Here is a 26,592-nt window from a genome sequence, read left to right as displayed (position 1 = left end):
GGCCAGCCTCAGCCTTCGCGGTTACGCGTCAGCAGCGCAGGCTTTTCACCACGCGGACGGCTCGGCAAGTCTTCCAGTTGCTCGGGCGTGGGGAAACGATCAATCTTCGATTCCTTGTGCACGATCTTCGGCGCAGTGCCGCTGGGGTTTCTTACCGCTGGCTCTTCGCGGGTGACCATCGGCTGCTCATCGCGCGCCGGACGACGGTCACGACCGCCGCCGCCTTCACGACGGGCCTGGCCATTGCGAGCACCGCCCGCATTGCCAGCCCCACCGCTACGGGCGCCGCCGCTGCCATTACGTGGACCGCCGCCGGTGCGCTTGGCAACTTCGCCGCCAGCCGGTGCGCCAGTGCGCGGCGCGCTCGGACGACCTTGACGTGCAGCCGGTGCAGCACCAGTGGCTGCGGCCGGAGCGCCTGGGCGACGACCGCGGTTCTGGTCCTTCTTGCCCTGGTAAGGGCTCACGTAGTCGGCGCGGTTGCCGAAGTTATCGACTTCATCGTCGCGGAACTCGTCCGGTGCACGGTCAGCCGGTGCCCGAGGGGCAGCTGCCTGTGCAGGCTGCTGAGCCTGACGAGGTTTCGAGTCACGGGGTTGGCGTTCAGAACGCGCCCCGGCGGGCTTTTCCTTGCCTTTATCCTTGCCTTTGTCTTTACGACCGCCGCCAGCATTGTTGTTGGCGCCGTTGGCTGCCGTGCCTTCGCGTGGAGCACGAGGGGCATTGCGTGGCTTGTTGGCTTGTGGACGTTCACGAACTTCAGGCTTTTCGGCCTCGACGGTGCTGGAATCGAAGCCCATGAGGTCGCCGTCGGCGATTTTCTGCTTGGTCATGCGTTCGATGCTTTTCAGCAGTTTTTCTTCGTCTGGCGCAACCAGCGAGATCGCTTCGCCCGAGCGACCGGCACGGCCAGTCCGGCCGATACGGTGCACGTAGTCTTCATCGACGTTGGGCAGCTCGAAGTTGACCACATGGGGCAACTGATCGATGTCCAGGCCGCGAGCGGCGATGTCGGTGGCGACCAGGATGCGAACTTCGCCAGCCTTGAAGTCGGCCAGGGCCTTGGTGCGCGCGTTCTGGCTCTTGTTACCGTGGATGGCCACGGCGCTCAGGCCGTGCTTGTCCAGGTACTCGGCCAGGCGGTTGGCGCCGTGCTTGGTGCGGGTGAACACCAGCACTTGCTCCCAGGCCCCTTTGGTGATCAGGTGCGCGAGCAGCGAGCGCTTGTGGCTGGCCGGCAGGCGGAACACGCGCTGTTCGATACGCTCGACCGTGGTGTTCGGCGGAGTGACTTCGATGCGCTCGGGGTTGTGCAACAACTTGCCCGCCAAAGCGGTGATGTCGTTGGAGAACGTGGCCGAGAACAGCAGGTTCTGGCGCTTGGCCGGGAGCCGGGCGAGGACCTTTTTCACGTCATGGACAAAACCCATGTCGAGCATGCGGTCGGCTTCGTCGAGGACAAGGATTTCAACATGGGAAAGATCGACGCTGCCCTGGCCAGCCAGGTCCAGCAGGCGACCGGGGCAGGCGACCAGCACGTCGACGCCGCGGGCCATGGCCTGCACCTGCGGGTTCATGCCGACACCGCCGAAGATCACGGCGCTGACGAACTTGAGATCGCGGGCGTAGAGTTTGAAGCTGTCGTGCACCTGAGCGGCGAGTTCGCGCGTCGGGGTCAGGACGAGTACGCGTGGTTGGCGCGGGCCGTGACGCTGGGACTTGTCTGGGTGACCGTTGGGGAACAGACGCTCGAGGATCGGCAGGGCGAAACCACCTGTCTTACCTGTACCTGTCTGTGCTGCCACCATCAGGTCGCGACCTTGCAACACGGCGGGGATGGCCCGCTGTTGCACCGGAGTGGGCTGGGTATAGCCCGCTGCCTCGATGGCGCGGACTAGAGCCTCGGAGAGACCGAGGGAAGCAAAGGACATGAGTAATCCTGTCTAAGTGAGGGCTGTGCCCGAGGGATAATCGTGCCTGGCGCGACGGGGGCTCTCTGGCGCGGTCGCGTCCGGTCCTGCTGGGCCTCCAATGCGCATTCCAAGGCCGCCTTACCTGGCGAGAAGCCGAGGTGGAGAGCGAATCAGGAGCCTTTTGCGAGGTCGAGCGTCCGGGCGTAAGCCTGGCGGGAAGGCCCGAGTATAACAGAGCAATCCCTTTGCGCCGCTTTCCTACTGCTCAACGGCTGCACTTTTGTCAGAGAATTCCGAGGATGTGTCAGGTTTCGCCCCGAAATGGCTGGTGTTGGCTGGCGTCTTGGTGGGCTCGGGCACGATGTTGGCGTAGCGAGTAATCAGCTCGGCGTAGGCTGGCTCCTGCTTGAAGCGGCGCAGTTCGGCGGCAAAACGCTGCACCAGCAGGTCCATGCCGGCATTACGGCGTACCGCCAGGTACTGCGGGTCGCGGCTGACCATGATCGGCAGCTCCTCGACCTGATCCTGCAGGCCTAGCGCCTTGACGGCATAGCGGCCTACCCGGCGATCGGTGATCACCATGTCGACGCGCCCCAGTAGCAGCTTGCCGAAATTGGCTTCGAGCGTCGGTGCGGTCTCGCGCTCGAACAGCTGCGAGTCACGAAATGCCTGGTCGTAGATAAAGCCCGGCGAGGTGCCGATCTTCAGGCCTTTGAGGTCGTTCAGGCTGGCGAACAGGTGCGGGCGGGCCTTGGCCTGGAACAGCACGAACTCCACTTGCGATAGCGGTTCGGTGGGGTAAAGCAGCTGGCTGTCGCGCTCGGTGGACTCGAAAATATCCAGCGCGCCATCAGCCTTGCCTTCATCGAGCATCATCAGGCAACGCCGCCACGGCAGAAATTGCCACTCCACATCGATGCCCAGGCGTTTGAACACCAGCGCGGTTATCTCGTAATCGATGCCGGTGGGTTTGCCGTCTTGCAGATAGACGTAAGGTGCCCAAGGTTCGGTGACAATACGCAGGCTTTCACCGTGGGCGCTTAGGCTCAGGCAAGTGATCAGCAAAGCAGACAGTAGGAGGGCGTATGCAGGCATGTCGTGGAGATTACGACGCGCGGAGGTCGCTGGCTAGAGGCTTTGCGCGGCAAGTGTCTGTAGCGCAAAGATTTCGTGGCGCACAACGATGTGCCGATCAGTACCGGCCCCTTTGCGGGTAAGCCTTGCTCTCATAAGCGTATCGCTCTGTGGGAGCAGCGCTTGCTCGCCAAGGGGCCGGCAAGCCAAGTGCAATCTATCAGCGCGGCAGCTTGAGGTTGTTCCACACTGCCAGGCTCGGCTCGGCCTGGTTGAGGGTGTAGAAATGCAGCCCCGGCGCGCCGCCTTGCAGCAGTTGCTCGCACATCTGCGTGATGACCTGTTCGCCGAACGCCTGGATGCTGCGGGCGTCGTCGCCGTAGGCTTCCAGTTGCTTGCGGATCCAGCGCGGAATTTCGGCACCGCAGGCGTCCGAGAAGCGCGCCAGCTTGCTGTAGTTGGTGATCGGCATGATGCCTGGCACGATCGGGATGTTCACGCCCAGTTTCTGCACGCGCTCGACGAAATAGAAGTAGCTGTCGGCGTTGAAGAAGTATTGGGTGATCGCGCTGTCGGCACCGGCATTGGCCTTGCGCACGAAGTTCTGCAGATCGTCTTCGAAGTTGCGCGCTTGTGGGTGCATCTCCGGATAGGCAGCCACTTCGATATGAAAATACTCGCCGGTTTCGGCGCGAATGAACTCGACCAGGTCATTGGCGTGACGCAGCTCGCCGCTGGCCATGCCCATACCGGATGGCAGGTCGCCACGCAGGGCAACGATGCGCTTGATACCGGCATCCTTGTATTGGCCGAGCAGGCTGCGCAAGTCGGCCTTGCTGTCGCCCACGCACGACAAGTGCGGCGCGGCCGGTACCTTCACTTCGTGCTCGAGTTGCAGCACGGTGTTCAGGGTGCGATCGCGAGTGGAGCCCCCGGCACCGTAAGTGCAGGAGAAGAAATCGGGGTTGTAGCCGGCCAGTTGACGGGCAACGGTCAGCAGTTTTTCGTGTCCAGCATCGGTCTTGGTAGGGAAGAACTCGAAGCTGAAGCGGCGTTCCTGGGACATGGTCGTTCCTTAGCTGCAAGCTTCAAGCTGCAAGAGGGACTTTTTAAGCTTCAAGGAGCAAGCTGCAAGCTGCAACCTCAAGGCGTGGCCCGCCTTGACTTGCCGCTTGCAGCTCACAACTTGCCGCTGCTTTTAGTAACGGTAGGCGTGCGGCTTGAATGGGCCTTCGGCGTCGACGCCGATGTAATCAGCCTGTTGCTTGGTCAATTTGGTGACCACGCCGCCGAAGCCGCGCACCATTTCCAGGGCCACTTCTTCGTCGAGTTTCTTCGGCAGTACTTCAACGGTCAGACGCTCGGCTTTCTGCGCTGGGCTGAGGTCGGCGTACTTTTGACCGAACAGGAAGATCTGCGCCAGGACCTGGTTGGCGAACGAACCGTCCATGATGCGGCTCGGGTGACCAGTGGCGTTGCCCAGGTTCACCAGACGGCCTTCGGCCAGCAGGATCAGGTAGTCGTCGTTCTGAGCGTCGAACCCGCCAGGACCGGTGCGGTGAATCTTGTGCACCTGCGGCTTGACCTCTTCCCATGCCCAGTTCTTGCGCATGAAGGCGGTGTCGATTTCGTTGTCGAAGTGACCGATGTTGCAGACCACGGCACGCTTTTTCAGAGCCTTGAGCATGTTCGAGTCGCAGACGTTGACGTTACCGGTGGTGGTGACGATCAGGTCGATCTTGCCCAGCAGGGCCTTGTCGATGCTGGCTTCGGAACCATCGTTGATACCGTCGATGAACGGCGACACCAGTTCGAAACCGTCCATGCACGCTTGCATGGCGCAGATCGGGTCGACTTCGGTGACCTTGACGATCATGCCTTCCTGACGCAGCGACTGAGCCGAGCCTTTGCCCACGTCACCGTAGCCGATCACCAGGGCTTGCTTGCCCGACAGCAGGTGGTCGGTACCGCGTTTGATGGCGTCGTTGAGGCTGTGACGGCAACCGTATTTGTTGTCGTTCTTGCTCTTGGTCACCGAGTCGTTGACGTTGATGGCCGGGATTTTCAGCTCGCCTTTGGCCAGCATGTCCAGCAGGCGGTGCACGCCAGTCGTGGTTTCTTCGGTGACGCCGTGTACGCGGTCGAGGATGGCCGGGTATTTCTTGTGCAGCAGCTCAGTCAGATCGCCGCCGTCGTCGAGGATCATGTTGGCGTCCCATGGCGCACCATCCTTGAGGATGGTTTGCTCCAGGCACCACTCGTACTCTTCTTCGGTTTCGCCTTTCCAGGCGTAGACAGCGATGCCGGCAGCAGCGATTGCGGCAGCGGCTTGATCCTGGGTGGAGAAGATGTTGCAAGACGACCAGCGCACTTCGGCACCCAGGGCGACCAGGGTTTCGATCAGCACGGCGGTCTGGATGGTCATGTGGATGCAGCCGAGGATTTTTGCGCCCTTGAGAGGCTGCTCGCCGGCATATTTGCGGCGCAGGCCCATCAGTGCTGGCATTTCCGATTCAGCGATGATGGTTTCACGACGGCCCCAGGCAGCGAGGGACATGTCGGCCACTTTGTAGTCGGAAAAATCTGCAGGCGTGATTACAGCGCTCATAGAGAGCCTCCATTCGTAGTGTGCGAATGGGCGCCGTTGTGCGTTTGTGCCGGCAAGTCCGGCGATCAACGCCCCATCCGAGCCTGACAGGATAGACCTGCTGCAGCGCCCCTCGGACAGGTGGCGGGAACGGCCCGGTTGAAGAGAGGGCCGTCGAAGTGAAGCGAGGGGGATTATATATGGGCTGGCGGTGCTTCCCAAGGGTTATGTGCGAATCCTGCCGGGTGGTGGGTCGCCTCGGCTGGCCTCTTCGCGGGCAAGCCTTGCTCCCACAGATCTAGGGCCCGCCATTGTGGGAGCAAGGCTTGCCCGCGAAGAAGCCAGCGCCGGCTATATCATCCCCATAGACAAACGCCATATAGAGTCACGCCGCCGTGTCTGCGATGATAATGGCCTTCCAGTCGAACAGTCAGGAGCGAGCATGAATTTCCACACGCGCAAATGGGTCAAGCCCGAAGACCTCAACCCCAATGGCACCCTGTTCGGCGGCAGTCTGCTGCGCTGGATCGACGAAGAAGCGGCGATCTACGCCATTGTCCAGCTGGGTAACCAGCGAGTGGTGACCAAGTACATTTCAGAGATCAACTTCGTCAGTGCCTCGCGCCAGGGCGACATCATCGAATTGGGGATCACTGCCAGCGAGTTTGGTCGCACGTCCATCACCCTGACCTGCGAAGTGCGCAACAAGATCACCCGCAAGAGCATCCTCACGGTCGACAAGCTGGTGTTCGTCAACCTCGGTGAAGATGGCTTGCCGGCGCCGCACGGGCGTACGGAAATTCGCTATATCAAGGATCAGTTCGAAGCGGGTGCATGATGTTGTCTGTATGGGCCTCTTCGCGAGCAAGGGCGCGCGTTCGGCGGCGAAGAGGCCCTCGTTGTCAGTGATCAGCTTGCTTTGACACTGGCTCCCGCGTCACCGACTTCACCAGCGGCCCGATCGTCAAACCCTGTAGCAGGATCGACGAAAGCACCACGATGTAGGTGATACTCAGCACCAGGTCGCGCTCCGGGCCCAGCGGCAGGGCCAGTGCCAGCGCGACCGACACCCCGCCGCGCAAGCCACCCCAGGTCAGCACGCGGATGGTCCCGCGCGGCACCGTGCGCCAGCGACGCAGCAACGCAATGGCCGGCGCCACGGTCAGCCAGCGCGACAGCAAAATGGCCACTGCCAGCAAGCCAGCGGCACTCAAGTGCAGCCACGAGAACGGCAACAGCAGCAACTCCATGCCGATCAACGCGAACAGCAAGGCATTGAGGATATCGTCCAGCAGCTCCCAGAAACCGTCCATGTAACGGCGGGTCATGTCGTTCATCGCCAGGTTGCGTCCCAGGTTGCCGATGATCAGGCCCGCGACCACCATCGCGATCGGCGCTGATACGTGCAACTCGGCGGACATGGCCGAGCCGCCGATCACCAGTGCCAGGGTCAGCATGACCTCGACCTGATATTGCTCGATGCTTTTGATCATGCGGTACACCACATAACCAATCAGGCCGCCGAATAGCACGCCGCCCACGGCTTCGTGCACGAACAGCATCACGGTCGCGCCAACGGTCGGTGTCTCGCCCAGTTGCGCGATGCCCAGCAGCACGGTGAACACCACCACTGCGGTGCCGTCGTTGAACAACGATTCGCCGACGATGGTGGTCTTCAGGGGCTTGGAGGCATTAGCCGTACGCAACACGCCGAGCACCGCGATGGGGTCGGTGGGCGAGATCAGCGCGCCGAACAGCAGGCAATAAAGGAAGCTCACGTGCCAGCCGAACAGCCCGAAAATCCAGAACGCCAGGGTACCGATCACGAAAGTGGCGATGAGTACGCCGAACGTCGCCAGCAAGCCGATCGGCCAGCGATAGCTTTTCAGGTCGGCGAGGTTGACGTGCAGGGCGCCGGCGAACAGCAGGAACGACAGCATCCAGTTCATCAGCAGATCACCGAAATCGATCTGGCCGATCAAGGCCCGCACCTGGTCTTCCAGGCCGGGGAAGCCGAGAAAACTCAGCACCTGCAGAATCAATGAAAACAACATGGCCGTGACCATGACCCCGATGGTCGGTGGCAGACCTATAAAGCGGAAATTCACGTAAGTCAGCAGGGTGGTCAAACAGATAAACGCAGCGACAAGCTCAAGCATCAGACATCCTGTAACAGTTGCAGAAAACGCGTATGAAAGCACAACTGGCCGGGCAGTGCGTCAGCCGCGCCCTTTGTGGGGGCGGGTCTGCCGCGAATTGGGTGGTGCTACTGTCCGGTACAGACGCGCCAAATTGGGTGCCATGGCCAGTGCTTTTGCGGGCAAGCCTTGCTCCCACAGATGTATGACTCAAGGCCGGCTTGCACTGTGGGAGCAAGGCTTGCCCGCGAAGACGCCAGGCGCACCCATGCACATTCCCACAGGTTCGACGCTGCGCGCCTGCCGCTACAGGCTCAAGGCGCCGTCGCTGCCTCGGCCGCCCAATGCGGCTGGCGATAGATGAAATACGCCGCCGTCAGCAACGTCATCAAGCCGCTCGCAGCGCCCACCCAAGGCAGTTGCGCCAGATTCGCACCGCTGGCCACCACCGCCCCGCCGAGGCCGGCGCCCAGCGCGTTGCCGAGGTTGAATGCACTCTGGTTCAGGGTCGAACCCAGATTGGGCGCATCCACCGCCTGGTCGATGATCAGCAGTTGCAGGATCGGACACAGCGCGAACGCCGCCACGCCCCACAGCACCAGCGAAATCGCCGCCGGGATCACAGAACGGCTGGTCTGAGTAAACAGCACCATGACCACCACCACGGCAATTGCCATGGCAATCAGCGCCGGCAGCAATTTGGTGTCGGCCAGGCGCCCACCCAGCAGGCTGCCACCGGTGAGGCCTACGCCGAACAGCAACAACATGATGGTCACGGCATGCGGGCCGATACCGGTGACGTCGGTCAGAATTGGCGCGATGTAGGTGAACACGCTGAACAAGCTGGTCGACGCCATCACGCTCATGGTCAGCGGCAATAGCACGTTGGGCTTGCCCAGCACTTTGAACTCGCTCATCAGGTTGCCGCGCTCCATGGTAATGAAGCGTGGCAGCCAGATGGCCTGAGCGATCAGCGCAACGATGCCGATGACCGACACCGCCCAGAAGGTCGCGCGCCACCCAGCGACTTGGCCCAAGGCAGTCCCCAACGGCACGCCGAGCACACTGGCGAGGGTCAAGCCAGTGAACATCAACGCGATCGCCTGTGCCCGCTTGTTCGGTGCCACGAGCCCGGCGGCGACCACCGAGCCGATGCCGAAGAAGGCGCCGTGGCACAGCGCCGTGACCACTCGCGCCGCCATCAACGAGATGTAATTGGGCGCAATGGCGCACAGCACGTTGCCGAGGATGAACATCCCGGTCATGCCCAGCAGCGTCGCCTTGCGCGGCATATTGGCGGTGGCGACGGCGAGGATCGGCGCACCGAATACCACGCCCAAGGCATAGCCAGTAATCAGTAGCCCGGCACTGGGAATGCTTACGCCCAGGTCGGCCGAGACTTGAGGCAACAGCCCCATGATGACGAATTCCGTAGTGCCGATGCCGAACGCGGCAATGGCCAATGCATACAAAGCGAGTGGCATGCGGAGTGATCCCTGTGGTTGGTTCGAACGAACTCGGTTCGATCAGGCGTGCGCATGCCGACGGCCCGAAGAGGGCGAAGGACTTATTGGAATTGTTGCGAAGCGCTTCTGAATGTGACGAATTAAGGCCTAGTATATCGAGCCGGTAAAAGGGGGCGACCTCAGGAACGCCTCATCCGCTCACACAACAACAAGGAACATTGCGTGCTCGCGACAACGCTTGTACTGATTGCCGCCGTCCTTCATGCGACATGGAACACCTTGGTCAAGTTCAGTGCTGAACGGGTGCTGGTGATTGCAAGCATGGATGCCGTGGCGCTGGTCTGTGCATTGTTGCTGATGCCCTTTGTACACATCCCCCCCGCCGAGATCTGGCCCTGGATGCTTGCATCGGCCGGTTTCGAGCTGCTTTACCGCTATCTATTGATCAAGGCTTATCGCGTCGGTGACCTGGGCTTGGTGTACCCGTTGATGCGCGGACTGTCACCAGTGGTGGTGTTGGGGCTGACCCTGCTGTTCGCCGCCGAACCGCTGACGCATCGGCAGGTGATCGGTATATTGCTGATCCCCTGCGGCATGGCAGCGCTATTGTGGCAGGGCGGCGGTGGCGCTCGCTTGCCATGGAAGCTGCTGCCGGTGGTGGGGCTGATCGGCCTGAGCATCGGTTGTTACACTTGGCTCGACGGCCAGGCGCTGGCCCGCTGGGGGCATACCCTGGATTACCTCGGCTGGCTGACCTTGATCAGTGCGTGGCCGTTTCCGCTGTTTGCCGTGGTGCAGCGGCGCTCGGCTTTTCGGCGCTTCTGGCAGACCCAGTGGCGTCTGGGCTTGGCCGTGGGTTTGTGCGTGCTGGCCAGCTATGCGCTGGTGTTGTGGGCGATGGCGCTGGGGTCGGTAGCCGAAGCGGCGGCTTTGCGTGAGGTTAGTGTGATTCTGGTGGTGCTGTTCGGCATGCGATACTTGCGCGAACCTTTCGGCGGGCCACGCCTTTTGGCCTGTGCTCTGGTGCTGGCGGGCATGCTGGTCATGAAGCTTTGATTATCCAACTACAGACAAGGAAACCCCGATGACTGTCGCCTTCTGGTGTGTATTGATTGCGATTGTGTTGCCGATCGTTTGTTCGGGAATCGCCAAATACGGCGGTGGCAAATTCAAGCTGGGCAATAATCACGACCCGCGAAAATTCCTCGAGAATCTGCAGGGCTTGCCCAAGCGAGCCCACGCTGCCCAGCTCAACAGCTTTGAAGCGATACCAGCGTTCGCCGCAGCGGTGATCATTGCCGATATCGTCGGCAATGCCGCGCAAACCACTATGGACGTGCTGGCGGTGGCTTATATCACCAGTCGGCTGTTGTACATCATCTTCTATCTGGCTGATCTGCCGGCGCTGCGCTCGCTGGTGTGGTTTGTGGGGTTGGGGATTGTGGTGAGCTTTTTCTTCGTCTCGATCTGATGGATCGGTCGACTGTACCGGCGTCTTCGCGAGCAAGCTTTGCTCCTACAGGTACAGGCCGTTGCTGAGTCGTGCGTCTGTGGGAGCAAGGGGGCGCGTTCGGCGGCGAAGCCGGCCTCAAGATCAGCGCTGATTACTTGTTCAGCTCGCTCATCGCGTCCTGCAACTCCTTCTGCGATTCAGCCAGCTTTGCCTGACGCTTGCTGATCTTGTCGGCATCGCCCTTCTTGTTGGCCTCTGCCAGATCGGCTTGCCGCTCGGCCACTTCATGCTTGGCTTCGATGATCTTCTTCTCCCGCTCCTGACGAAGCGAAGCGTCTGTGCAATGTGCGTTCACTTCATCCAGCGCCTTCTGCAAGCCCGCTTGCTGATGACTGTTGTTGTGGGCCTTGGCGTAGTCGATCTGGGTTTGCAGATTGGCTTTCTTGGCGTCGCAGCCTTTGAGCGCGGTGGCATCGGCGGCCAGGGCGAGAGGTGTGAACAGGCCACAGGCGGCGAGCAGTGCTACAAAAGACAGAGTTTTCATCTTGATTCCTCGGGTGAAAGTGTCCCTATTGAAGACCATGAGGCACTGGTCGTCTTTAGGACAAGACTGAAAAGGCCGTTTCTCAGTAAAACCCCTCGACCTTCGCCTCATTCAGTTGTAGGGCCAATCGCTGAACCTCGGGATGCCTGAAAAAATCCGTCAGTTGTTGTGCCCTTAAGGCGCCGATCCCTGGAACTGCCTGCCACTGTTCCGGGCTATAGGCGACCAGCTGCTGCCAGCGGCTATCGCTCGCAGGTTCATCGATCGGGCCAGGCAAGGCTTTCACCGACGGCACGCCGAGTGCCTTGAGCCACTGCGTAAACGGCTGCTCGCGAGCTTGAGCAAAGGCGTTCAGCAAACGCCGACGGCTGGCGTCCTTGATGCCAGGTATGTCCTGCAAACCGTCGGCATCCAGTGTCAGCCAGTCCAGCAGCCCTTCCACCCTGCCGCTGGCGATCAAGGTGTCCCAGGCGCCGGGGCCGATGTGCGCCATTTTCAAGCCTTGCTTGCCGCTGAGCCAAGTGAGTCGCGCGCGAAATTGCTGAGTGCACTCGGCGGTCGCGCGCCAGCAACTGAGCGGATGATACTGCTCCGGATCAGGTGAACTGATGGCCGCGCGTGCGGGACTGCGCCACACCACCCCCGCGAATCGCGGAATGGTCAGCCCGGCGAGATCGACGGCGACGTGATCGCCGGGCTGCACATCGTGCGTTTGCCAGCGTTGCAGCGAGGCCATGCTCACACGGCGGACCTGGCGATCATCCAGTTGTACCGCCTGCAACTCCAGCACCGGGGTAATCCGGCCGGTCCGGCCAATGCTGAAAGTGACTTCGCGCACTGTCGCCAAGGCCTGCGCGACCGGGTATTTCCACGCCGCGATCCAATAAGGCACCTTGGCCTCCCAGCGCTCGGCGGGCGGCCGCCGACCCTGACGCAGAATCAGCCCGTCGCTGGCGAAGGGCAGGGTGGCGGTGTGCCAATGGTTGTACCAGCGGGCGGCATCCTCGAAATGCTTTACCGGTTCGGTATAGGCCCCAGACTCAGGAAATCCCAGCTCCTTGAGCCCAGCGAGGCGTTCCGGCAATTGGGCCGGACCTGCTGGCCAGTCCCAGACGAACAGCCCGACTACCGAGCCTTGCTCGACACTCAGCGACTTGCGCGCCATCAGCCCGGCAACTTTGCCCCGAGCATTGCTGCTGCCTGCATTGGCCTGAACATGCTCGTCCAGCCGCCAGTACAACTCGCCTTGCAGCACCAGATCGATCGGCTGTGGCAGCACCGCAGGGATAGCCGCGATGGATTTGGCTGGCCGTGTCCAATCGTGCCCATGGCTGCCGTTGCCCCGACTCAACACCTGATGCAGGTGACCTTTGCGGTACTCCAGCGTCACCGCTACACCATCGATCTTGGGTTGCGCCCAGATATCTTCCCGGCCCTTGAGCCAGCGACGCACCGCTGCTTCGTTGGCAAGCTTGTCGACGCCGGTATGGGGGATGGGATGCTTGATCGGCCCGACTGCAGTTGCCAGCGGCGATTTCTCCGGCCCGCTGCTGGCGGGGAAGCACTGCTGCCAAATGTTCAACTGCAGGCGAGATTGGTCGTAGAGCTCGTCGGGAATGGGCGATTCGCCGAGGCGATGGTAGCGGTCGTCCCAGTCGGCCAGGCGGGCCTGGAGAGTGAGGATTTCGGTGGCGGCGCGGGTTGCTTCCCACTCGGGGCAAGGGCTGGCCTGTACGTGGGGAATGATAGTTAGAAGGCAGGCGGCAAGCCCTATGCGTAGAGGCGTCAACATGGAGGAGCATCCTTGCTCAAGAACGGGCGGACTCGAAGCATACGAAAAATCAGTGAGGTAGATGCTTGAAGAAAGTGATGCTCGATATTTCAAGTTTTCTAATATCAAGTTACAAGTTTTGAGTTTGTTTCGAAGTGCTACGGAGCCGTTCTTGAAAACCCCGCGCCATGTTGATCTGGCTGTTTCGTAGCCTCTGCTTGACCAGGGCGGCCTGCGCCGCCAAGTTTTCCAGCGTTTCTGATATTGCTTTCACCAGCCTTTCGCTGGTCATCCCCGTTGGATTGATCAGTCGCGGGTCTCGGGGCGAACTAAGCCCTGACCGGATCAAGCCGGTCGGGGCTTCAATGACAACCGTTGCCCTTACAACCCAGCAGAAGCCCGCAGCGCTTCAGCGCGATCCGTCTTCTCCCAAGTGAACGCAGTAAACGTGTCATCACCCACGGTCATCTCCACCGGCGTACGCCCGAAGTGGCCATATGCAGCGGTTGCCTGATACATCGGGTGCAGCAGATCCAACATGGTGGTGATCGCATATGGACGCAGATCGAAGTGCTCGCGCACCAGTTGCACGATCTTGCTGTCGCTGATCTTGCCGGTGCCGAAGGTGTTGATCGAGATCGAGGTCGGCTGGGCCACGCCGATGGCGTAGGAGACCTGGATTTCGCAACGTTCGGCCAGGCCGGCGGCGACGATGTTCTTGGCTACGTAACGACCCGCGTAAGCAGCCGAGCGGTCGACCTTGGAAGGATCTTTACCCGAGAACGCGCCGCCGCCGTGACGGGCCATGCCGCCATAGCTGTCGACGATGATCTTGCGACCGGTCAGGCCGCAGTCGCCTACCGGGCCACCGATGATGAAGTTGCCGGTGGGGTTGATGTGGAACTGGGTGTCCTTGTGCAGCAGCTCGGCAGGCAGCACGTGCTTGACGATCAGCTCCATGACGCCTTCGCGCAGGTCGGCGTAGGAAACGTCCGGGTTGTGCTGGGTCGACAGCACCACGGCGTCGATGCCGACGACCTTGCCGCCTTCGTACTGGCAGGTGACCTGGGACTTCGCGTCCGGGCGCAGCCACGGCAGCAGGCCGCTCTTGCGGGCTTCGGCCTGGCGCTCGACCAAACGGTGCGAGAAGCAGATCGGCGCGGGCATCAGTACGTCGGTTTCGTTGCTGGCGTAGCCGAACATCAGGCCCTGGTCGCCGGCGCCCTGGTCTTCAGGGCGGCTGCGGTCGACGCCTTGGGCGATGTCGATGGACTGTTTGCCGATGATGTTCATCACCGCGCAGGTGGCGCCGTCGAAGCCGACGTCGGAGCTGTTGTAGCCGATGCCGATGATGACGTTGCGCACGATGTCTTCGAGGTCGACCCAGGCCGAGGTGCTGACTTCGCCGGCAATGATGGCGACACCGGTCTTGACCATGGTTTCGCAGGCCACCCGGGCAAACTTGTCTTCAGCGATGATGGCGTCCAGTACCGCGTCGGAAATCTGGTCGGCGATCTTGTCCGGATGTCCTTCAGACACGGACTCGGAGGTGAAAAGGGAGTATTCGCTCATCTGGACTATTTCCTGAATTTACCGATGGTGAGTGTCGCCAGCCGGTCGCTGAAAATGGCGGACCTGGATCTGGAAACCATTACGTAAGCCCACATAGAGGCTTTCCCCGGGCACGAGGCCCGCAGCGGTGGCCCAACGGGCCAGATCTTCCTGTTCAAACCCTAGCCAGAGATCACCGCAGGCCTCCCTGGCCCATCCCTGGTTGTGGCTGCACAACTCGGTTACCAGCAAGCTACCGCCGGGTTTTACGCGCTCGCTCAGTTGCACGAAGGCGTGGGCGGGGTCGCTGAAATGGTGCAGCACCATGTTCAGCACCACGCAGTCGGCCGCGAGGGCCAGTGCGCTCAAGGCATCCGCCAGGCGCAGTTCAACGTTATTCAGGTGTTCGCGGGTGCAGACCTCGCGCGCCAGCTCGAGCATCTCGGCGCTGTTGTCCAACGCGGTGACGTGGGCGAAGCGGCTGGCCAGCTCGGGCAGGAAACCGCCATCGCCCGGCCCGACTTCCAGCGCGCTGGCAGTGGGTGCGAAGTTGAGCTTGTCGAGCAGCGCCAGCAGGCTGTCGCGGTACTGCGGCAAGCCGGCGATAAGGTCTTGCTGGGCACGGAATTTTTCTTCCATGCGCGAGAAAAAGTTTTTGCTGGCCGTGGCGCGCTGGCGCTGGACCAGGGCCATGCGCGCCTGGACGTCGCTGGGCAGGTCGAGATCGTCGACCTCGATCAAGAGCGCCGCGTGGATGCGCCCGCCAGTGGCCGCGAGGTCGGGCAGGGCGCGGCGGTAGAAAATCGCATTGGCTTCGCGGCGTGTGGCCACCAGGTCGGCCTGGGCCAGCACCTTGAGGTGGTGGCTCATGCCCGACTGGCCGATGGCGAAAATCTGCGCCAGCTCCAGTACCCCGAACGAATCACAGGCCAGCGCCCGCAAGACATTCAGCCGCAAGGGGTCGTTGCCGGCTTTGCACAGGGCAGCCAGGTCATCGAAGGGCTCGGGGCCAAGGGCGGGGATTTGTAGGCTCATGGGATCGCAGTCTAGAGTCGCGTCGCGCGGCTCGCAAGGGCAATATCAAAAAGTTTTGATATTGCCCGATCAGTCGCGTTCCCTGGCCCCCGCCGCGTAAATCCGCAAAAAATCCAAGGGAATCGTTATCTCCGATTGCCCCGCAGCCTCTGCCTAGGGGAAAATGGCGCTCTTTTTCGTTCTTCCTTACAACACCCTAGGAGATCAGCGATGCCCAGCCGTCGTGAGCGCGCCAACGCCATTCGTGCCCTCAGCATGGATGCCGTGCAAAAAGCCAACAGCGGCCACCCCGGTGCGCCGATGGGGATGGCCGACATCGCCGAAGTCCTGTGGCGCGACTATCTCAAGCACAACCCGGCGAACCCCTCGTTTGCTGACCGTGACCGCTTCATTCTCTCCAACGGCCACGGTTCGATGCTCATCTACTCGTTGTTGCACCTGACCGGCTACGACCTGTCGATCGACGACCTGAAGAACTTCCGCCAGTTGCACAGCCGTACCCCGGGCCACCCGGAGTTCGGCTACACCCCAGGCGTCGAGACCACTACCGGCCCGCTGGGTCAGGGTCTGGCCAATGCCGTGGGCTTCGCCCTGGCCGAAAAAGTCATGGGCGCGCAGTTCAACCGCCCAGGGCACAGCATCGTCGATCACCACACCTATGTGTTCCTGGGTGATGGCTGCATGATGGAAGGCATTTCCCACGAAGTCGCCTCCCTGGCCGGCACCTTGGGCCTGGGCAAGCTGATCGCTTTCTACGACGACAACGGTATCTCCATCGACGGCGAAGTCGAAGGCTGGTTCACCGACGATACCCCGAAGCGTTTCGAAGCCTATAACTGGCAGGTAATCCGCAACGTCGACGGTCACGACCCGGAAGAAATCAAGACCGCTATCGACACCGCCCGCAAGAGCGAGCAGCCGACCCTGATCTGCTGCAAGACCACCATCGGTTTCGGTTCACCGAACAAGCAGGGCAAGGAAGACTGCCACGGCGCTCCGCTGGGTGACGCGGAAATCGCCCTGACCCGTGAAGCGCTGAAGTGGACCCACGGCCCGTTCGAAATCCCGGCGGATATCTACGCCGAATGGAACGCCAAGGAATCCGGCCTGGCCGTCGAAGCCGAGTGGGACCAGCGTTTCGCTGCCTACTCCGCTGCATTCCCTGAGCTGGCCAACGAGCTGGTGCGCCGCCTGGCCGGCGACCTGCCTGACGATTTCGCTGAAAAATCCGCTGCCTATATCGCTGAAGTCGCGGCCAAAGGCGAAACCATCGCCAGCCGTAAAGCCAGCCAGAACACCCTCAACGCGTTCGGTCCGCTGCTGCCTGAGTTCCTCGGCGGTTCGGCTGACCTGGCCGGTTCCAACCTGACCCTGTGGAAAGGTTGCAAAGGTGTCTCGGCCGAAGACGCCAGCGGCAACTATATGTACTACGGTGTGCGCGAGTTCGGTATGAGCGCCATCATGAACGGCGTCGCCCTGCACGGCGGCCTGGTGCCTTACGGCGCGACCTTCCTGATGTTCATGGAATACGCCCGCAACGCCGTGCGCATGGCGTCGCTGATGAAGAAGCGCGTGATCTTCGTCTACACCCACGACTCCATCGGCCTGGGCGAAGACGGCCCGACTCACCAGCCGATCGAACAGCTGACCAGCCTGCGCACCACGCCGAATCTGGACACCTGGCGCCCTTCGGATGCGGTCGAATCGGCCGTGGCCTGGAAGCACGCGATCGAGCGCAAGGACGGCCCTTCGGCGCTGATCTTCTCGCGCCAGAACCTGCAGCATCAGGTGCGTACCGACGCGCAGATCGCTGACATCGGCCGTGGCGGCTACGTGCTCAAGGATTGCGAAGGCGAGCCGGAGCTGATCCTGATCTCCACCGGTTCCGAAGTGGGCCTGGCGGTTCAGGCGTACGACAAGCTGATCGAGCAAGGCCGCAAGGTGCGTGTGGTATCGATGCCTTGCACCAGCCTGTTCGAAGCACAGGACGCGGGCTACAAACAGGCGGTGCTGCCATTGCAGGTCAGCGCGCGGATCGCTATCGAAGCGGCACATGCGGACTACTGGTACAAATACGTCGGCCTCGAAGGTCGCGTGATCGGCATGACCACCTACGGTGAATCGGCGCCGGCGCCAGCGTTGTTCGAAGAGTTCGGCTTTACCCTGGAGAACATTCTGGGTACCGCTGAAGAACTGCTGGAAGACTGATTGTCGTTGCTTGCCTGTATGGCTTGCCGGTGATGGTGCCTTCTCGGGCCTCTTCGCGGGCAAGCTTTGCTCCTACAGGTGCACGCCGCAGGATCGCCGGGCTCTGTGGGAGCAAAGCTTGCTCGCGAAGAGGCCGGCACTGACAACGCACTACCCAGCTCCCCCTCGAATTCCTATACGAGCTCGACCATGCCTCAGCCACGCCCTTTCAAAGTTGCTCTCAACGGTTACGGTCGCATTGGCCGCTGTGTGTTGCGAGCGCTGTACGAACGCGGCAGCGAAGCGGGCTTCGAAGTCGTGGCAATCAACGACCTGGCCGACATGGCCAGCCTCGAATACCTGACGCGCTTCGATTCCACCCACGGCCGTTTCCCCGGCAAGGTGGCGATCGACGGCGATTGTCTGCAAATCAATGGCGATAACATTCAGGTGCTGCGCAGCGCCACTCCGGAAGGCATCGACTGGCGCGCGCTGGGTATCGATCTGGTGCTCGAGTGCTCTGGCGCCTATCACACCCGCGCAGACGGCGAGCGCTTCCTTGAGGCCGGCGCTCCGCGAGTGCTGTTTTCCCAGCCCATGGCCAGCGAGTCCGATGTCGACGCCACCGTGGTGTTCGGCGTCAACCAGGCTTGCCTGACCGGCACCGAGCGCCTGGTGAGCAACGCCTCGTGCACCACCAACTGCGGCGTACCGCTGTTGCGTCTGCTCGATCAGGCGCTGGGACTGGAGTACGTGTCCATCACCACCATCCACTCGGCGATGAACGACCAGCCGGTGATCGACGCCTACCATCACGAAGACCTGCGCCGCACCCGTTCGGCGTTTCAGTCGGTAATCCCGGTGTCCACTGGGCTGGCGCGCGGTATCGAGCGCCTGCTTCCGGAACTTGCTGGCCGAATTCAGGCCAAAGCAGTGCGCGTGCCGACGGTCAATGTATCGTGCCTGGATATCACCTTGCAGACCGCTCGGGACACTGACGCCGTGGAGGTCAACCGGATCCTGCGCGAGGCCGCCACCAGCGGCCCGCTGCACGGGCTGCTGGCCTACACTGAGCTGCCCCACGCCAGTTGTGATTTCAACCATGATCCGCACTCGGCCATCGTCGATGCCAGCCAGACCCGCGTGTCGGGGCCTCGGTTGGTCAATCTGTTGGCCTGGTTCGACAACGAATGGGGTTTCGCCAATCGCATGCTCGACGTTGCAGAGCATTATCTGCACGTCATAAACCAACAATCTCCAAAGGCATGAAGGACTGACTCAATGACCGTGTTGAAGATGAGCGACCTCGATCTGCAAGGTAAGCGCGTACTGATCCGTGAAGATCTCAACGTGCCCGTCAAGGACGGCAAGGTCACCAGTGATGCGCGCATCGTCGCGTCGCTGCCGACCATCAAGCTGGCCCTGGAAAAAGGCGCCGCGGTGATGGTCTGCTCGCACTTGGGGCGTCCCACCGAAGGTGAGTTCTCTGCCGAAAACAGCCTCAAGCCGGTGGCCGAGTACCTGAGCAAGGCGTTGGGCCGTGACGTGCCGCTGGTGGCCGATTACCTGGGCGGCGTCGACGTCAAGCCTGGCGACGTGGTGCTGTTCGAGAACGTGCGCTTCAACAAGGGCGAGAAAAAGAACGCCGACGAGTTGGCCCAGCAATACGCTGCCCTGTGCGACGTGTTCGTGATGGACGCCTTCGGCACCGCCCACCGCGCCGAGGGCTCGACCCATGGCGTGGCCAAGTTCGCCAAGGTCGCAGCGGCTGGCCCGTTGCTGGCTGCCGAGCTCGAAGCGCTGGGCAAGGCGCTGGGTGCGCCGGCCAAGCCGATGGCTGCCATCGTCGCGGGCTCCAAGGTCTCGACCAAGCTCGACGTGCTCAATAGCCTGAGCACCATTTGCGATCAGTTGATCGTCGGTGGCGGCATCGCCAACACCTTCCTCGCCGCGGCGGGCCACAATGTGGGCAAGTCGCTGTACGAACCGGATCTGCTCGACACCGCTCGCGCCATCGCCGCCAAGGTCAGCGTGCCATTACCCGTTGACGTGGTGGTCGCGAAGCAGTTCGCCGAAGACGCCGAAGCCACCGTCAAGGACATCGCCGATGTCGCTGACGATGACATGATTCTGGATATCGGGCCGAAAACTGCTGAAAACTTCGCCCAGCTGCTGAAAACCTCGAAAACCATTCTGTGGAACGGCCCGGTCGGCGTATTCGAATTCGACCAGTTCGGTAACGGTACCAAGGTGCTGGCCAAGGCCATCGCCGAGAGCTCGGCGTTCTCCATCGCGGGCGGTGGCGACACCTTGGCGGCGATCGACAAGTACGGCATCGGCAGCGATATTTCGTACATCTCCACCGGCGGCGGCGCTTTCCTCGAGTTCGTCGAAGGCAAGGTGCTGCCTGCGGTGGAAATGCTCGAACAGCGCGCCAAGTCCTGATTGGCATGAACATTGGAACAGGGGCTCTCCCGATGTTCAAAACCCTGCCGGCGGTGATGTTGATGGCGCTGCTGGCGGGTTGCTCCAGCACGTCGGCCGATAACGCCGTAACGCCCGCCAAGGCCGAAGTGGCCAAGCCGCATGGTGGCTGCGCGCAGTCCGAATGGCAGGCGCAGACCGCTCCGGTGATCAGCAAGCGCCAAGGCAACGAAGCGTTGGAGAAGTACAATAGCGAAGATCTCGGTAACGGCTGTCACTAGGCAACCACGGGCGGCGAATACGGTCCTACCCTACAGGTGCTGTTTCCCGTCATGGATGTGTACGAGGCAATCGTTATGAAGACGTCGACTGGTGTGCTGGCAAGTGGTGTGGTGTTGGCTGTACTGATGGTGACCGGATGCGCCGGGACGAATGGCGCGAAAAGTGCGTGCGAAGTCTTTAGCCCGGCGACGGTCACGGTACCGACCTCGCAGAACGATCAGCGCGTGGCGACCAATGCCACGGGTGTCCAGAGCGAAGCCGGCGGCAGGGAGCAGAACTGTAACTAGGTGCCACCGTCCGGTGGCTACCCGCGAGGAGTGGCAATGAAAGGATCTATCGCCCCGGCGATGTGTGCAGTGCTGGGGATGACCCTGTTGGCAGGTTGCAGTACGTCGTGGTGGCCTTCGTGGCCGTCGTCCGCGCCCGTATCGACGCCCGCGCCGACCCATTGGGTGTGTGACAGTCAGCTCGATGTGTTCTGGCACTATACCGATGCTGCCCGCAGCAAGGTTGATGTGAGTCTGGGTGGCAAGGATCAGGTCTATCACCTGAAGACCGAGCCCGGCGCCGATGGCCAGATGTTCAGCGATGGTGTGCTGGCGTTCAACGTCAAGGATGATCAGGGCCTGGTGTATTGGGTCGCTACCAATGATCTGATTGGGCGGGGCTGCAAGGCTCAGTGAAAAAAGCTCCGTGGGCAGCGGTCTAGCGTTACTGGTCGAGCGTCGCTGCGCGGTGACCGCACGGTGTTAACCGCAACATTGCAATGTGAATATTGAACAGCAGCCGCCAATACGGCAGGCTTGCACGATTAACGACCCTGGATCGGGAGATACAAATACAATGGCACTCATCAGCATGCGCCAGATGCTGGACCACGCAGCCGAGTTCGGCTACGGAGTCCCCGCTTTCAACGTCAACAACCTTGAACAAATGCGCGCAATCATGGAGGCCGCGGACAAAACCGATTCGCCGGTTATCGTCCAGGCCTCGGCGGGTGCGCGCAAATACGCCGGTGCTCCATTCCTGCGCCACCTGATCCTTGCTGCCATCGAAGAATTCCCGCACATTCCCGTGTGCATGCACCAGGACCACGGCACCAGCCCTGACATTTGCCAGCGTTCGATCCAGCTGGGCTTCAGCTCGGTGATGATGGACGGCTCTCTGGGCGTCGACGGCAAGACCCCGACCGACTACGACTACAACGTCCGTGTGACTGCGCAGACCGTCTCTTTCGCTCACGCCTGCGGTGTGTCGGTTGAAGGCGAGCTGGGCTGCCTGGGTTCGCTGGAAACCGGTCAGGCCGGTGAAGAAGACGGTGTCGGCGCCGAGGGTATCCTCGACCATAGCCAGATGCTGACCGATCCGGAAGAGGCGGCCGACTTCGTCAAGAAGACCCAGGTCGATGCCCTGGCTATCGCCATCGGCACCAGCCACGGCGCCTACAAGTTCACCAAGCCGCCTACCGGTGACATTCTGGCGATCGACCGCATCAAGGAAATTCACAAGCGTATCCCCAATACTCACTTGGTGATGCACGGTTCGTCCTCGGTGCCTCAGGATTGGCTGGCGATCATCAACGAGTACGGCGGCCAGATCAAAGAGACCTACGGCGTGCCGGTCGAAGAAATCGTCGAAGGCATCAAGCACGGCGTGCGCAAGGTCAACATCGACACCGACCTGCGTCTGGCCTCCACCGGTGCGATCCGCCGTTTCATGGCGCAGAACCCGGGCGAGTTCGACCCGCGCAAATACTTCGCTGAAACCGTCAAGGCCATGCGTGACGTGTGTATCGCGCGTTATGAAGCCTTCGGCACTGCCGGCAATGCCTCGAAGATCAAGCCGATCTCCCTGGAAGGCATGTTCCAGCGCTACGCTTCAGGTGAGCTGGCCGCCAAGGTCAGCTGATTCCTGCAGGCATTAAAAAACCCCGCCGAGTGCGGGGTTTTTTATTTGAAACTTCCATGCCTCGATTTTCCTTAACCCTGGGTATGACCGATCACAAGTTTGGTGAAGGTGGTCGAACCGCCTTCGGTGGCGTATCCAGTGTTGTCCTGAACGTAAACGCCTGCCTTGAAGTACAGCGGCTTGGTCGCCCACTGAGGATCGACCTTGGTGCTCCACTTGAAGCTATAGGCGGTGACGCTCAATGTGCCGGCTTTGGTCAGGTGGATCATGTAGTTGATGTTCTTGTTCATCGGCACGCCGGTGGCGATGGTGATGACGGTCGGATCATCCTGGCCGGGTGTCTGGCGCAACTTGGCGACGATATTGCCGTTGCCGAGTTTCTCTTTGTATTGATATTCGACTTTCAGCAGTGGCTCGTTGCTGCCGTTGACGTGGATCTGGCCGATCACCACTTTGCCCGACGAAGGGACCTGATTGACCATCATGGTGGCGGTCAGGGTGTTGTCGGCTGCGGTGTACAGCCAGTTGTGCACGGAGCCATCGGGGTTGGTTTCGCGCAATTCACTGCGAGGATAGATCGCGCTGGCGGTCTTGCTGCCGGTGACGGGGGCCCAGAAGAACAGCGTGCCGGTGTCGGCATGAAAGTATTCGTCCTTGAAGCCCTTGATCAGAGTCGGGGTATCAATGGTGGTGGCAACGCTGCCGACGGGAATGCTGAGGTTCCAGGTGGATAAATCGATCATTGGACTACCTATATAGTTAGTTTATGGCGGCACGGACGCCACAAATAAATTACGAACTTGCCGCTTCGAGCGTTGTCGAAGGCGGCTGCCTTTGCACATGGCTAGAATATCCATTTTCCAATCATCCGCCATTATGGTGGCGCCAGCCGTTTGTCGACCTCGTGTAAGCCTTTGATTACAGAGTGTCAATCGACTGACCGTTTATCGGCCGTCAGTTTTTGAGCGCCAATGATGGCACTATTTGGCAGACGCGCCGGTCCATAAGGGTCTAGAGTCAGAGAAAGCTTTAACCCGCGAAAACGCCTCCTCGGGGGTGCCTTTGGCGGTTTGCGTGGTACGGAATCATGCTTTTTATCAACGTTGTGCTCACTGTTGCGGCTCAAACCGTAATAAAGCGGATACTTTAGATAGATGGCGCCGATGTAAGCCGACAGGCCCTCAACACAAGAGAAGCAGCATGGAAGCGCAACCCAAGCACACTGAAGGTGGATCGACACTGCTCGTCGTCGACGACTACCCGGAAAACCTCATCAGCATGCGGGCGCTGCTCGAACGCCAGGACTGGCAGGTCGTCACTGCCGCTTCCGGTGTCGAGGCGCTGGGCGTGCTGCTCGAACAGGAAGTCGACCTGGTGCTGCTGGACGTGCAGATGCCCGGCATGGATGGCTTCGAGGTGGCGCGCCTGATGCGTGGCAGTCAGCGGACCAAGCTGACCCCGATCATCTTCCTGACTGCCAACGAGCAATCCCAGGCGGCCGTCCTCAAAGGCTATGCCAACGGCGCGATCGACTATCTGTTCAAGCCTTTCGATCCGCAGATCCTGCGCCCCAAGGTCCAGGCCCTGCTCGAGCAGCAGCGCAATCGCCGCGACTTGCAGCGCCTGACGCGTGATCTTGAGGCCGAGCGGGCGTTCAACCATTCAGTGCTGGAAAACGCTGCAGAAGGCATCCTGGTGGTGTCCGACAGCGGCGAGATCCGGTTTGCCAATCCGGCAATTTCCAGGTTGCTGGGCGCCACGCTAGCGGAGCTGCAAGGCAGTTCCTTGCTGGAGTACGTACAAAAGCCGACGCCGTTGGCCTGGGAGGAGTCGGAGTTTTTCCGCGCATACAGCCTGCGCGATACCTTGCGCATCCATGACGCGTTTTTGCGTAATCACGCCGGACAGCAGATACCGGTCGCGCTCTCTTGTGCGCCGTTGCCCATCGAGCAGAAAGCCATGGTCGTGACGGTTCAGGACATGTCGGTAGTGCGCAATCTGCACCAGCAACTGGAATATCAGGCGGTGACCGATCCGTTGACCGGGCTGCTCAATCGCCGCGGCTTCTATCAGACGGTCGACAGCGCGCTGGTGCGCAACGAGCGCCAGGAAAAGACCCAAGCGCTGCTGTATCTCGATCTGGATGGTTTCAAGCGCATCAACGATACCCATGGCCATGACGCCGGGGACCGGGTGCTGCGCTGGGTTGCCGAGCAACTCAAGGAATGCTTGCGACCTTACGACATCATTGCGCGGATGGGCGGCGACGAGTTCACCGCGCTGCTCGATACCCTCGAATACCCCGAGCAGGCCGCCAAGGTCGCGGAAAAGATCATGGAGCGGGTGGCAACCCTCCAGGAAATCGACGGCATCGAGATATCTCTGGGCGTTAGTATCGGCATTGCTACGTATCCCGAGTGTGGTCATCACCTTGACGGCCTGCTGCGCGCGGCCGACATCGCCATGTACGCGGCCAAGCAGGCCGGGCGCCAGCAATACCGTTATTACGACCAGGACATGAACGTGCGTGCGCGTTCGCGGATGATGCTCGAAGAAAGCGTGGCCATGGCCATCGAGCATGAAGACTTTTCCCTCGTCTACCAGCCGCAGGTCTCGATCGCCGATGGCCGTTTGCGCGGTTTCGAAGCGCTCCTGCGTTGGCAGCACCCCAGTGTCGGGGATGTGCCACCGGGTCTGTTCATCCCCTTGCTGGAAGAGGCGCGGCTGATCAGCCGACTGACCAGTTGGATCTATCATCAAGGTGCGGCGCAGCGTAGCGCCTGGAATGCCACGTTCCGCAAGGAACTGGTGCTGAGCATCAGCCTCAGCAACGCGCAGTTCAGCATGCCCAATCTGGTAGCCGAATTGCAGCGAGCGATAGTGGACAACCACCTGTCGGCTGATCAGCTGGAAATCGAAGTGGTCGAGTCTTCGCTCATGCACAACCCGCAGCAGGCCAGGGAACAACTGCAGCAATTGCATCGCCTGGGAGTGAAGATCGCCTTGGACGACTTTGGCAGTGGCAACTGCTCGGTAAAAATGCTCCGCGATCTGCCCATCGATACCCTCAAGCTCGATCGCCAGCTGATTGCCCGCCTGCCCGATTCGGCGCACGATGCTGCGATGGCCAAGGGCATCATCGAAATGTGCCTGGCCTTCGAGATCACGGTGATTGCCGAGGGCGTCGAGACCCACGAGCAATACCAGTGGCTGCGGGCCAATGGTTGCCAGTTCGTACAGGGCTTCGTGGTGGCCAAACCGCTGACCGCGGCCGATGCCGGGCAGTTTACCGAGCCGTTCGAGTGGGGGCTGCACTAGGCGCTACGCCGCGATCAGCGTGGGCGATGCACTCGAGCGTTCGCCCCGGTAGACTGGCGGCTGATCCTCGGCCAGTCATCGCCCAATGAATCCCTTGAAGTATCTGCAAGCCTATCCCTCTTCGTTGCAAGAGCAAGTCCGCCAGATGATCACTCAGGATCGCCTGGGGGATTATCTGCGTCAGCGTTATTCCCAGCGTCACGACGTGCAGAGCGACAAGGCGCTGTACAGCTATGCCCAGGGATTGAAGCAAGAGCATCTGCGCAATGCGCCGAATATCGACAAGGTGCTGTTCGACAACCGTCTTGACCTGACGCATCGCGCATTGGGCCTGCATACCGCGATTTCGCGGGTGCAGGGCGGCAAGCTCAAGGCCAAGAAGGAAATTCGCATCGCCGCGTTGTTCCGCGACGCCGACCCGCAGTTCCTGCGCATGATCGTGGTGCACGAGCTGGCGCACCTTAAGGAGTCGGACCACAACAAGGCGTTCTATCAATTGTGCGAGTACATGCAGCCTGGCTACCAACAGCTGGAATTCGACCTGCGCTTGTACCTGACGTATCGCGATCTTCCGCCGCCAGAGCGGCACTGACCCTAAAAGGCTTTTGCAATGGATGTCAGCAAGACCAAAACCAGTTTTTATCGCCGCCTGTACGTGGCTTGGCTGATCGATAGCCAGCAGGCCAGCAGCGTGCCGGCGCTGACCGAGGTCACTGGCATGCCGCGGCGTACCGCGCAGGACACCCTCGCAGCGCTGGCCGATCTCGACATTGTCTGTGAGTTCGAGCAGGGCGATGGCGCGCGGCAGAACGCCGGGAGCTACCGCATTCGTGACTGGGGCGCGGTGCAGCCGCAGTGGATCGAGGCCAACGTGGAGCGTATCAAGGCAGTGCTCGGCTATCCCTGAAAAGCATTCCTGAAAGGCGGCCTACCCCTGCCTG

24 protein-coding genes and 1 riboswitch are annotated in these 26,592 nt (G+C 61.1%); of the genes, 13 read left to right on the top strand and 11 right to left on the bottom strand.

The window, feature by feature from the left end; all coding sequences use genetic code 11:
• Window positions 1-8 precede the first annotated feature (8 nt).
• From REH34_RS13800 to ahcY, 4 genes are all read right to left on the bottom strand, one after another.
• Window positions 9-1,931: a DEAD/DEAH box helicase gene (locus REH34_RS13800; protein ID WP_311971917.1), complete on the bottom strand. Its 1,923-nt coding sequence runs from the start codon at window positions 1,929-1,931 to the stop codon at window positions 9-11.
• 240 nt (window positions 1,932-2,171) lie between these two features.
• A complete protein-coding gene (locus REH34_RS13795; protein ID WP_226505504.1) occupies window positions 2,172-3,008 on the bottom strand; it encodes an ABC transporter substrate-binding protein in 837 nt (278 codons plus the stop codon).
• A 199-nt stretch (window positions 3,009-3,207) separates the two neighbouring features.
• Entirely contained in the window at window positions 3,208-4,053 is an 846-nt protein-coding gene (metF, locus tag REH34_RS13790; RefSeq protein ID WP_311971916.1) for a methylenetetrahydrofolate reductase [NAD(P)H], read from the bottom strand.
• A 132-nt stretch (window positions 4,054-4,185) separates the two neighbouring features.
• Complete coding sequence (gene ahcY, locus REH34_RS13785; protein WP_226505506.1) at window positions 4,186-5,595, bottom strand: adenosylhomocysteinase; 1,410 nt, start codon at window positions 5,593-5,595, stop codon at window positions 4,186-4,188.
• Window positions 5,596-5,616: 21 nt separating this feature from the next.
• Window positions 5,617-5,715: riboswitch (S-adenosyl-L-homocysteine riboswitch) on the bottom strand.
• Window positions 5,716-6,016: 301 nt separating this feature from the next.
• Here ahcY and REH34_RS13780 point away from each other — a divergent pair.
• Window positions 6,017-6,412: an acyl-CoA thioesterase gene (locus tag REH34_RS13780; protein ID WP_275948755.1), complete on the top strand. Its 396-nt coding sequence runs from the start codon at window positions 6,017-6,019 to the stop codon at window positions 6,410-6,412.
• Between the two features lie 64 nt (window positions 6,413-6,476).
• Here the strand turns inward: REH34_RS13780 and REH34_RS13775 are convergent, their stop codons facing one another.
• Window positions 6,477-7,733 carry a sodium:proton antiporter gene (locus REH34_RS13775; RefSeq protein ID WP_311971915.1) on the bottom strand — a complete coding sequence of 419 codons (1,257 nt, stop codon included), beginning with the start codon at window positions 7,731-7,733 and terminating at the stop codon, window positions 6,477-6,479.
• Between the two features lie 293 nt (window positions 7,734-8,026).
• Entirely contained in the window at window positions 8,027-9,196 is a 1,170-nt protein-coding gene (locus tag REH34_RS13770; protein WP_226505508.1) for an MFS transporter, read from the bottom strand.
• Window positions 9,197-9,400: 204 nt separating this feature from the next.
• Here REH34_RS13770 and REH34_RS13765 point away from each other — a divergent pair, with 204 nt between their 5' ends.
• On the top strand, window positions 9,401-10,234 hold the full coding sequence (locus REH34_RS13765) for a DMT family transporter (RefSeq protein WP_311971914.1): 834 nt from the start codon (window positions 9,401-9,403) through the stop codon (window positions 10,232-10,234).
• Between the two features lie 28 nt (window positions 10,235-10,262).
• Entirely contained in the window at window positions 10,263-10,649 is a 387-nt protein-coding gene (locus tag REH34_RS13760; RefSeq protein WP_226505509.1) for an MAPEG family protein, read from the top strand.
• Between the two features lie 133 nt (window positions 10,650-10,782).
• On the opposite strand, the gene REH34_RS13755 is transcribed toward REH34_RS13760, so the two are convergent.
• The 4 genes from REH34_RS13755 to REH34_RS13740 all read right to left on the bottom strand — a co-directional run bounded on the left by REH34_RS13755 (window position 10,783) and on the right by REH34_RS13740 (window position 15,532).
• Window positions 10,783-11,175, bottom strand: coding sequence for a DUF1090 domain-containing protein (locus REH34_RS13755; RefSeq protein ID WP_226505510.1), 393 nt, complete (start codon window positions 11,173-11,175; stop codon window positions 10,783-10,785).
• 82 nt (window positions 11,176-11,257) lie between these two features.
• Complete coding sequence (ligB, locus tag REH34_RS13750) at window positions 11,258-12,967, bottom strand: NAD-dependent DNA ligase LigB (RefSeq protein ID WP_311971913.1); 1,710 nt, start codon at window positions 12,965-12,967, stop codon at window positions 11,258-11,260.
• Window positions 12,968-13,327: 360 nt separating this feature from the next.
• Window positions 13,328-14,518 carry a methionine adenosyltransferase gene (gene metK, locus REH34_RS13745; protein ID WP_226505512.1) on the bottom strand — a complete coding sequence of 397 codons (1,191 nt, stop codon included), beginning with the start codon at window positions 14,516-14,518 and terminating at the stop codon, window positions 13,328-13,330.
• 18 nt (window positions 14,519-14,536) lie between these two features.
• Entirely contained in the window at window positions 14,537-15,532 is a 996-nt protein-coding gene (locus tag REH34_RS13740) for a metalloregulator ArsR/SmtB family transcription factor (RefSeq protein WP_226505513.1), read from the bottom strand.
• Between the two features lie 210 nt (window positions 15,533-15,742).
• Between REH34_RS13740 and tkt the strand changes: the two genes are divergently transcribed.
• The 7 genes from tkt to fba all read left to right on the top strand — a co-directional run bounded on the left by tkt (window position 15,743) and on the right by fba (window position 22,333).
• Window positions 15,743-17,740 (top strand): transketolase, encoded by a 1,998-nt coding sequence (gene tkt / locus REH34_RS13735; protein WP_226505514.1) that lies wholly within the window; start codon window positions 15,743-15,745, stop codon window positions 17,738-17,740.
• 189 nt (window positions 17,741-17,929) lie between these two features.
• Window positions 17,930-18,988 (top strand): erythrose-4-phosphate dehydrogenase, encoded by a 1,059-nt coding sequence (gene epd, locus REH34_RS13730; RefSeq protein WP_226505515.1) that lies wholly within the window; start codon window positions 17,930-17,932, stop codon window positions 18,986-18,988.
• 12 nt (window positions 18,989-19,000) lie between these two features.
• A complete protein-coding gene (locus REH34_RS13725) occupies window positions 19,001-20,164 on the top strand; it encodes a phosphoglycerate kinase (protein WP_226505516.1) in 1,164 nt (387 codons plus the stop codon).
• 32 nt (window positions 20,165-20,196) lie between these two features.
• On the top strand, window positions 20,197-20,424 hold the full coding sequence (locus REH34_RS13720) for a hypothetical protein (RefSeq protein WP_226505517.1): 228 nt from the start codon (window positions 20,197-20,199) through the stop codon (window positions 20,422-20,424).
• Between the two features lie 51 nt (window positions 20,425-20,475).
• On the top strand, window positions 20,476-20,712 hold the full coding sequence (locus tag REH34_RS13715; RefSeq protein WP_226505518.1) for a hypothetical protein: 237 nt from the start codon (window positions 20,476-20,478) through the stop codon (window positions 20,710-20,712).
• A gap of 36 nt (window positions 20,713-20,748) precedes the next feature.
• A complete protein-coding gene (locus REH34_RS13710) occupies window positions 20,749-21,108 on the top strand; it encodes an MliC family protein (protein WP_311971912.1) in 360 nt (119 codons plus the stop codon).
• Window positions 21,109-21,268: 160 nt separating this feature from the next.
• Window positions 21,269-22,333, top strand: coding sequence for a class II fructose-bisphosphate aldolase (gene fba, locus REH34_RS13705; RefSeq protein WP_311971911.1), 1,065 nt, complete (start codon window positions 21,269-21,271; stop codon window positions 22,331-22,333).
• Between the two features lie 71 nt (window positions 22,334-22,404).
• Here the strand turns inward: fba and REH34_RS13700 are convergent, their stop codons facing one another.
• Window positions 22,405-23,076 (bottom strand): polysaccharide lyase family 7 protein, encoded by a 672-nt coding sequence (locus REH34_RS13700; protein WP_311971910.1) that lies wholly within the window; start codon window positions 23,074-23,076, stop codon window positions 22,405-22,407.
• Window positions 23,077-23,533: 457 nt separating this feature from the next.
• Here REH34_RS13700 and REH34_RS13695 point away from each other — a divergent pair, with 457 nt between their 5' ends.
• The 3 genes from REH34_RS13695 (at window position 23,534) to REH34_RS13685 (ending at window position 26,558) form a co-directional block, all read left to right on the top strand.
• Window positions 23,534-25,651: an EAL domain-containing protein gene (locus tag REH34_RS13695; RefSeq protein ID WP_311971909.1), complete on the top strand. Its 2,118-nt coding sequence runs from the start codon at window positions 23,534-23,536 to the stop codon at window positions 25,649-25,651.
• An 85-nt stretch (window positions 25,652-25,736) separates the two neighbouring features.
• Window positions 25,737-26,243 carry a M48 family metallopeptidase gene (locus REH34_RS13690; RefSeq protein ID WP_311971908.1) on the top strand — a complete coding sequence of 169 codons (507 nt, stop codon included), beginning with the start codon at window positions 25,737-25,739 and terminating at the stop codon, window positions 26,241-26,243.
• An 18-nt stretch (window positions 26,244-26,261) separates the two neighbouring features.
• A complete protein-coding gene (locus tag REH34_RS13685) occupies window positions 26,262-26,558 on the top strand; it encodes a helix-turn-helix domain-containing protein (protein ID WP_226505524.1) in 297 nt (98 codons plus the stop codon).
• The last annotated feature ends 34 nt before the right edge of the window (window positions 26,559-26,592 follow it).

It is taken from the genome of Pseudomonas baltica, assembly GCF_031880315.1.
Classification (GTDB): domain Bacteria; phylum Pseudomonadota; class Gammaproteobacteria; order Pseudomonadales; family Pseudomonadaceae; genus Aquipseudomonas.
The sequence above is the reverse complement of the archived record's forward strand: the minus strand, read 5'-3'. Positions and strand labels throughout refer to the sequence as shown.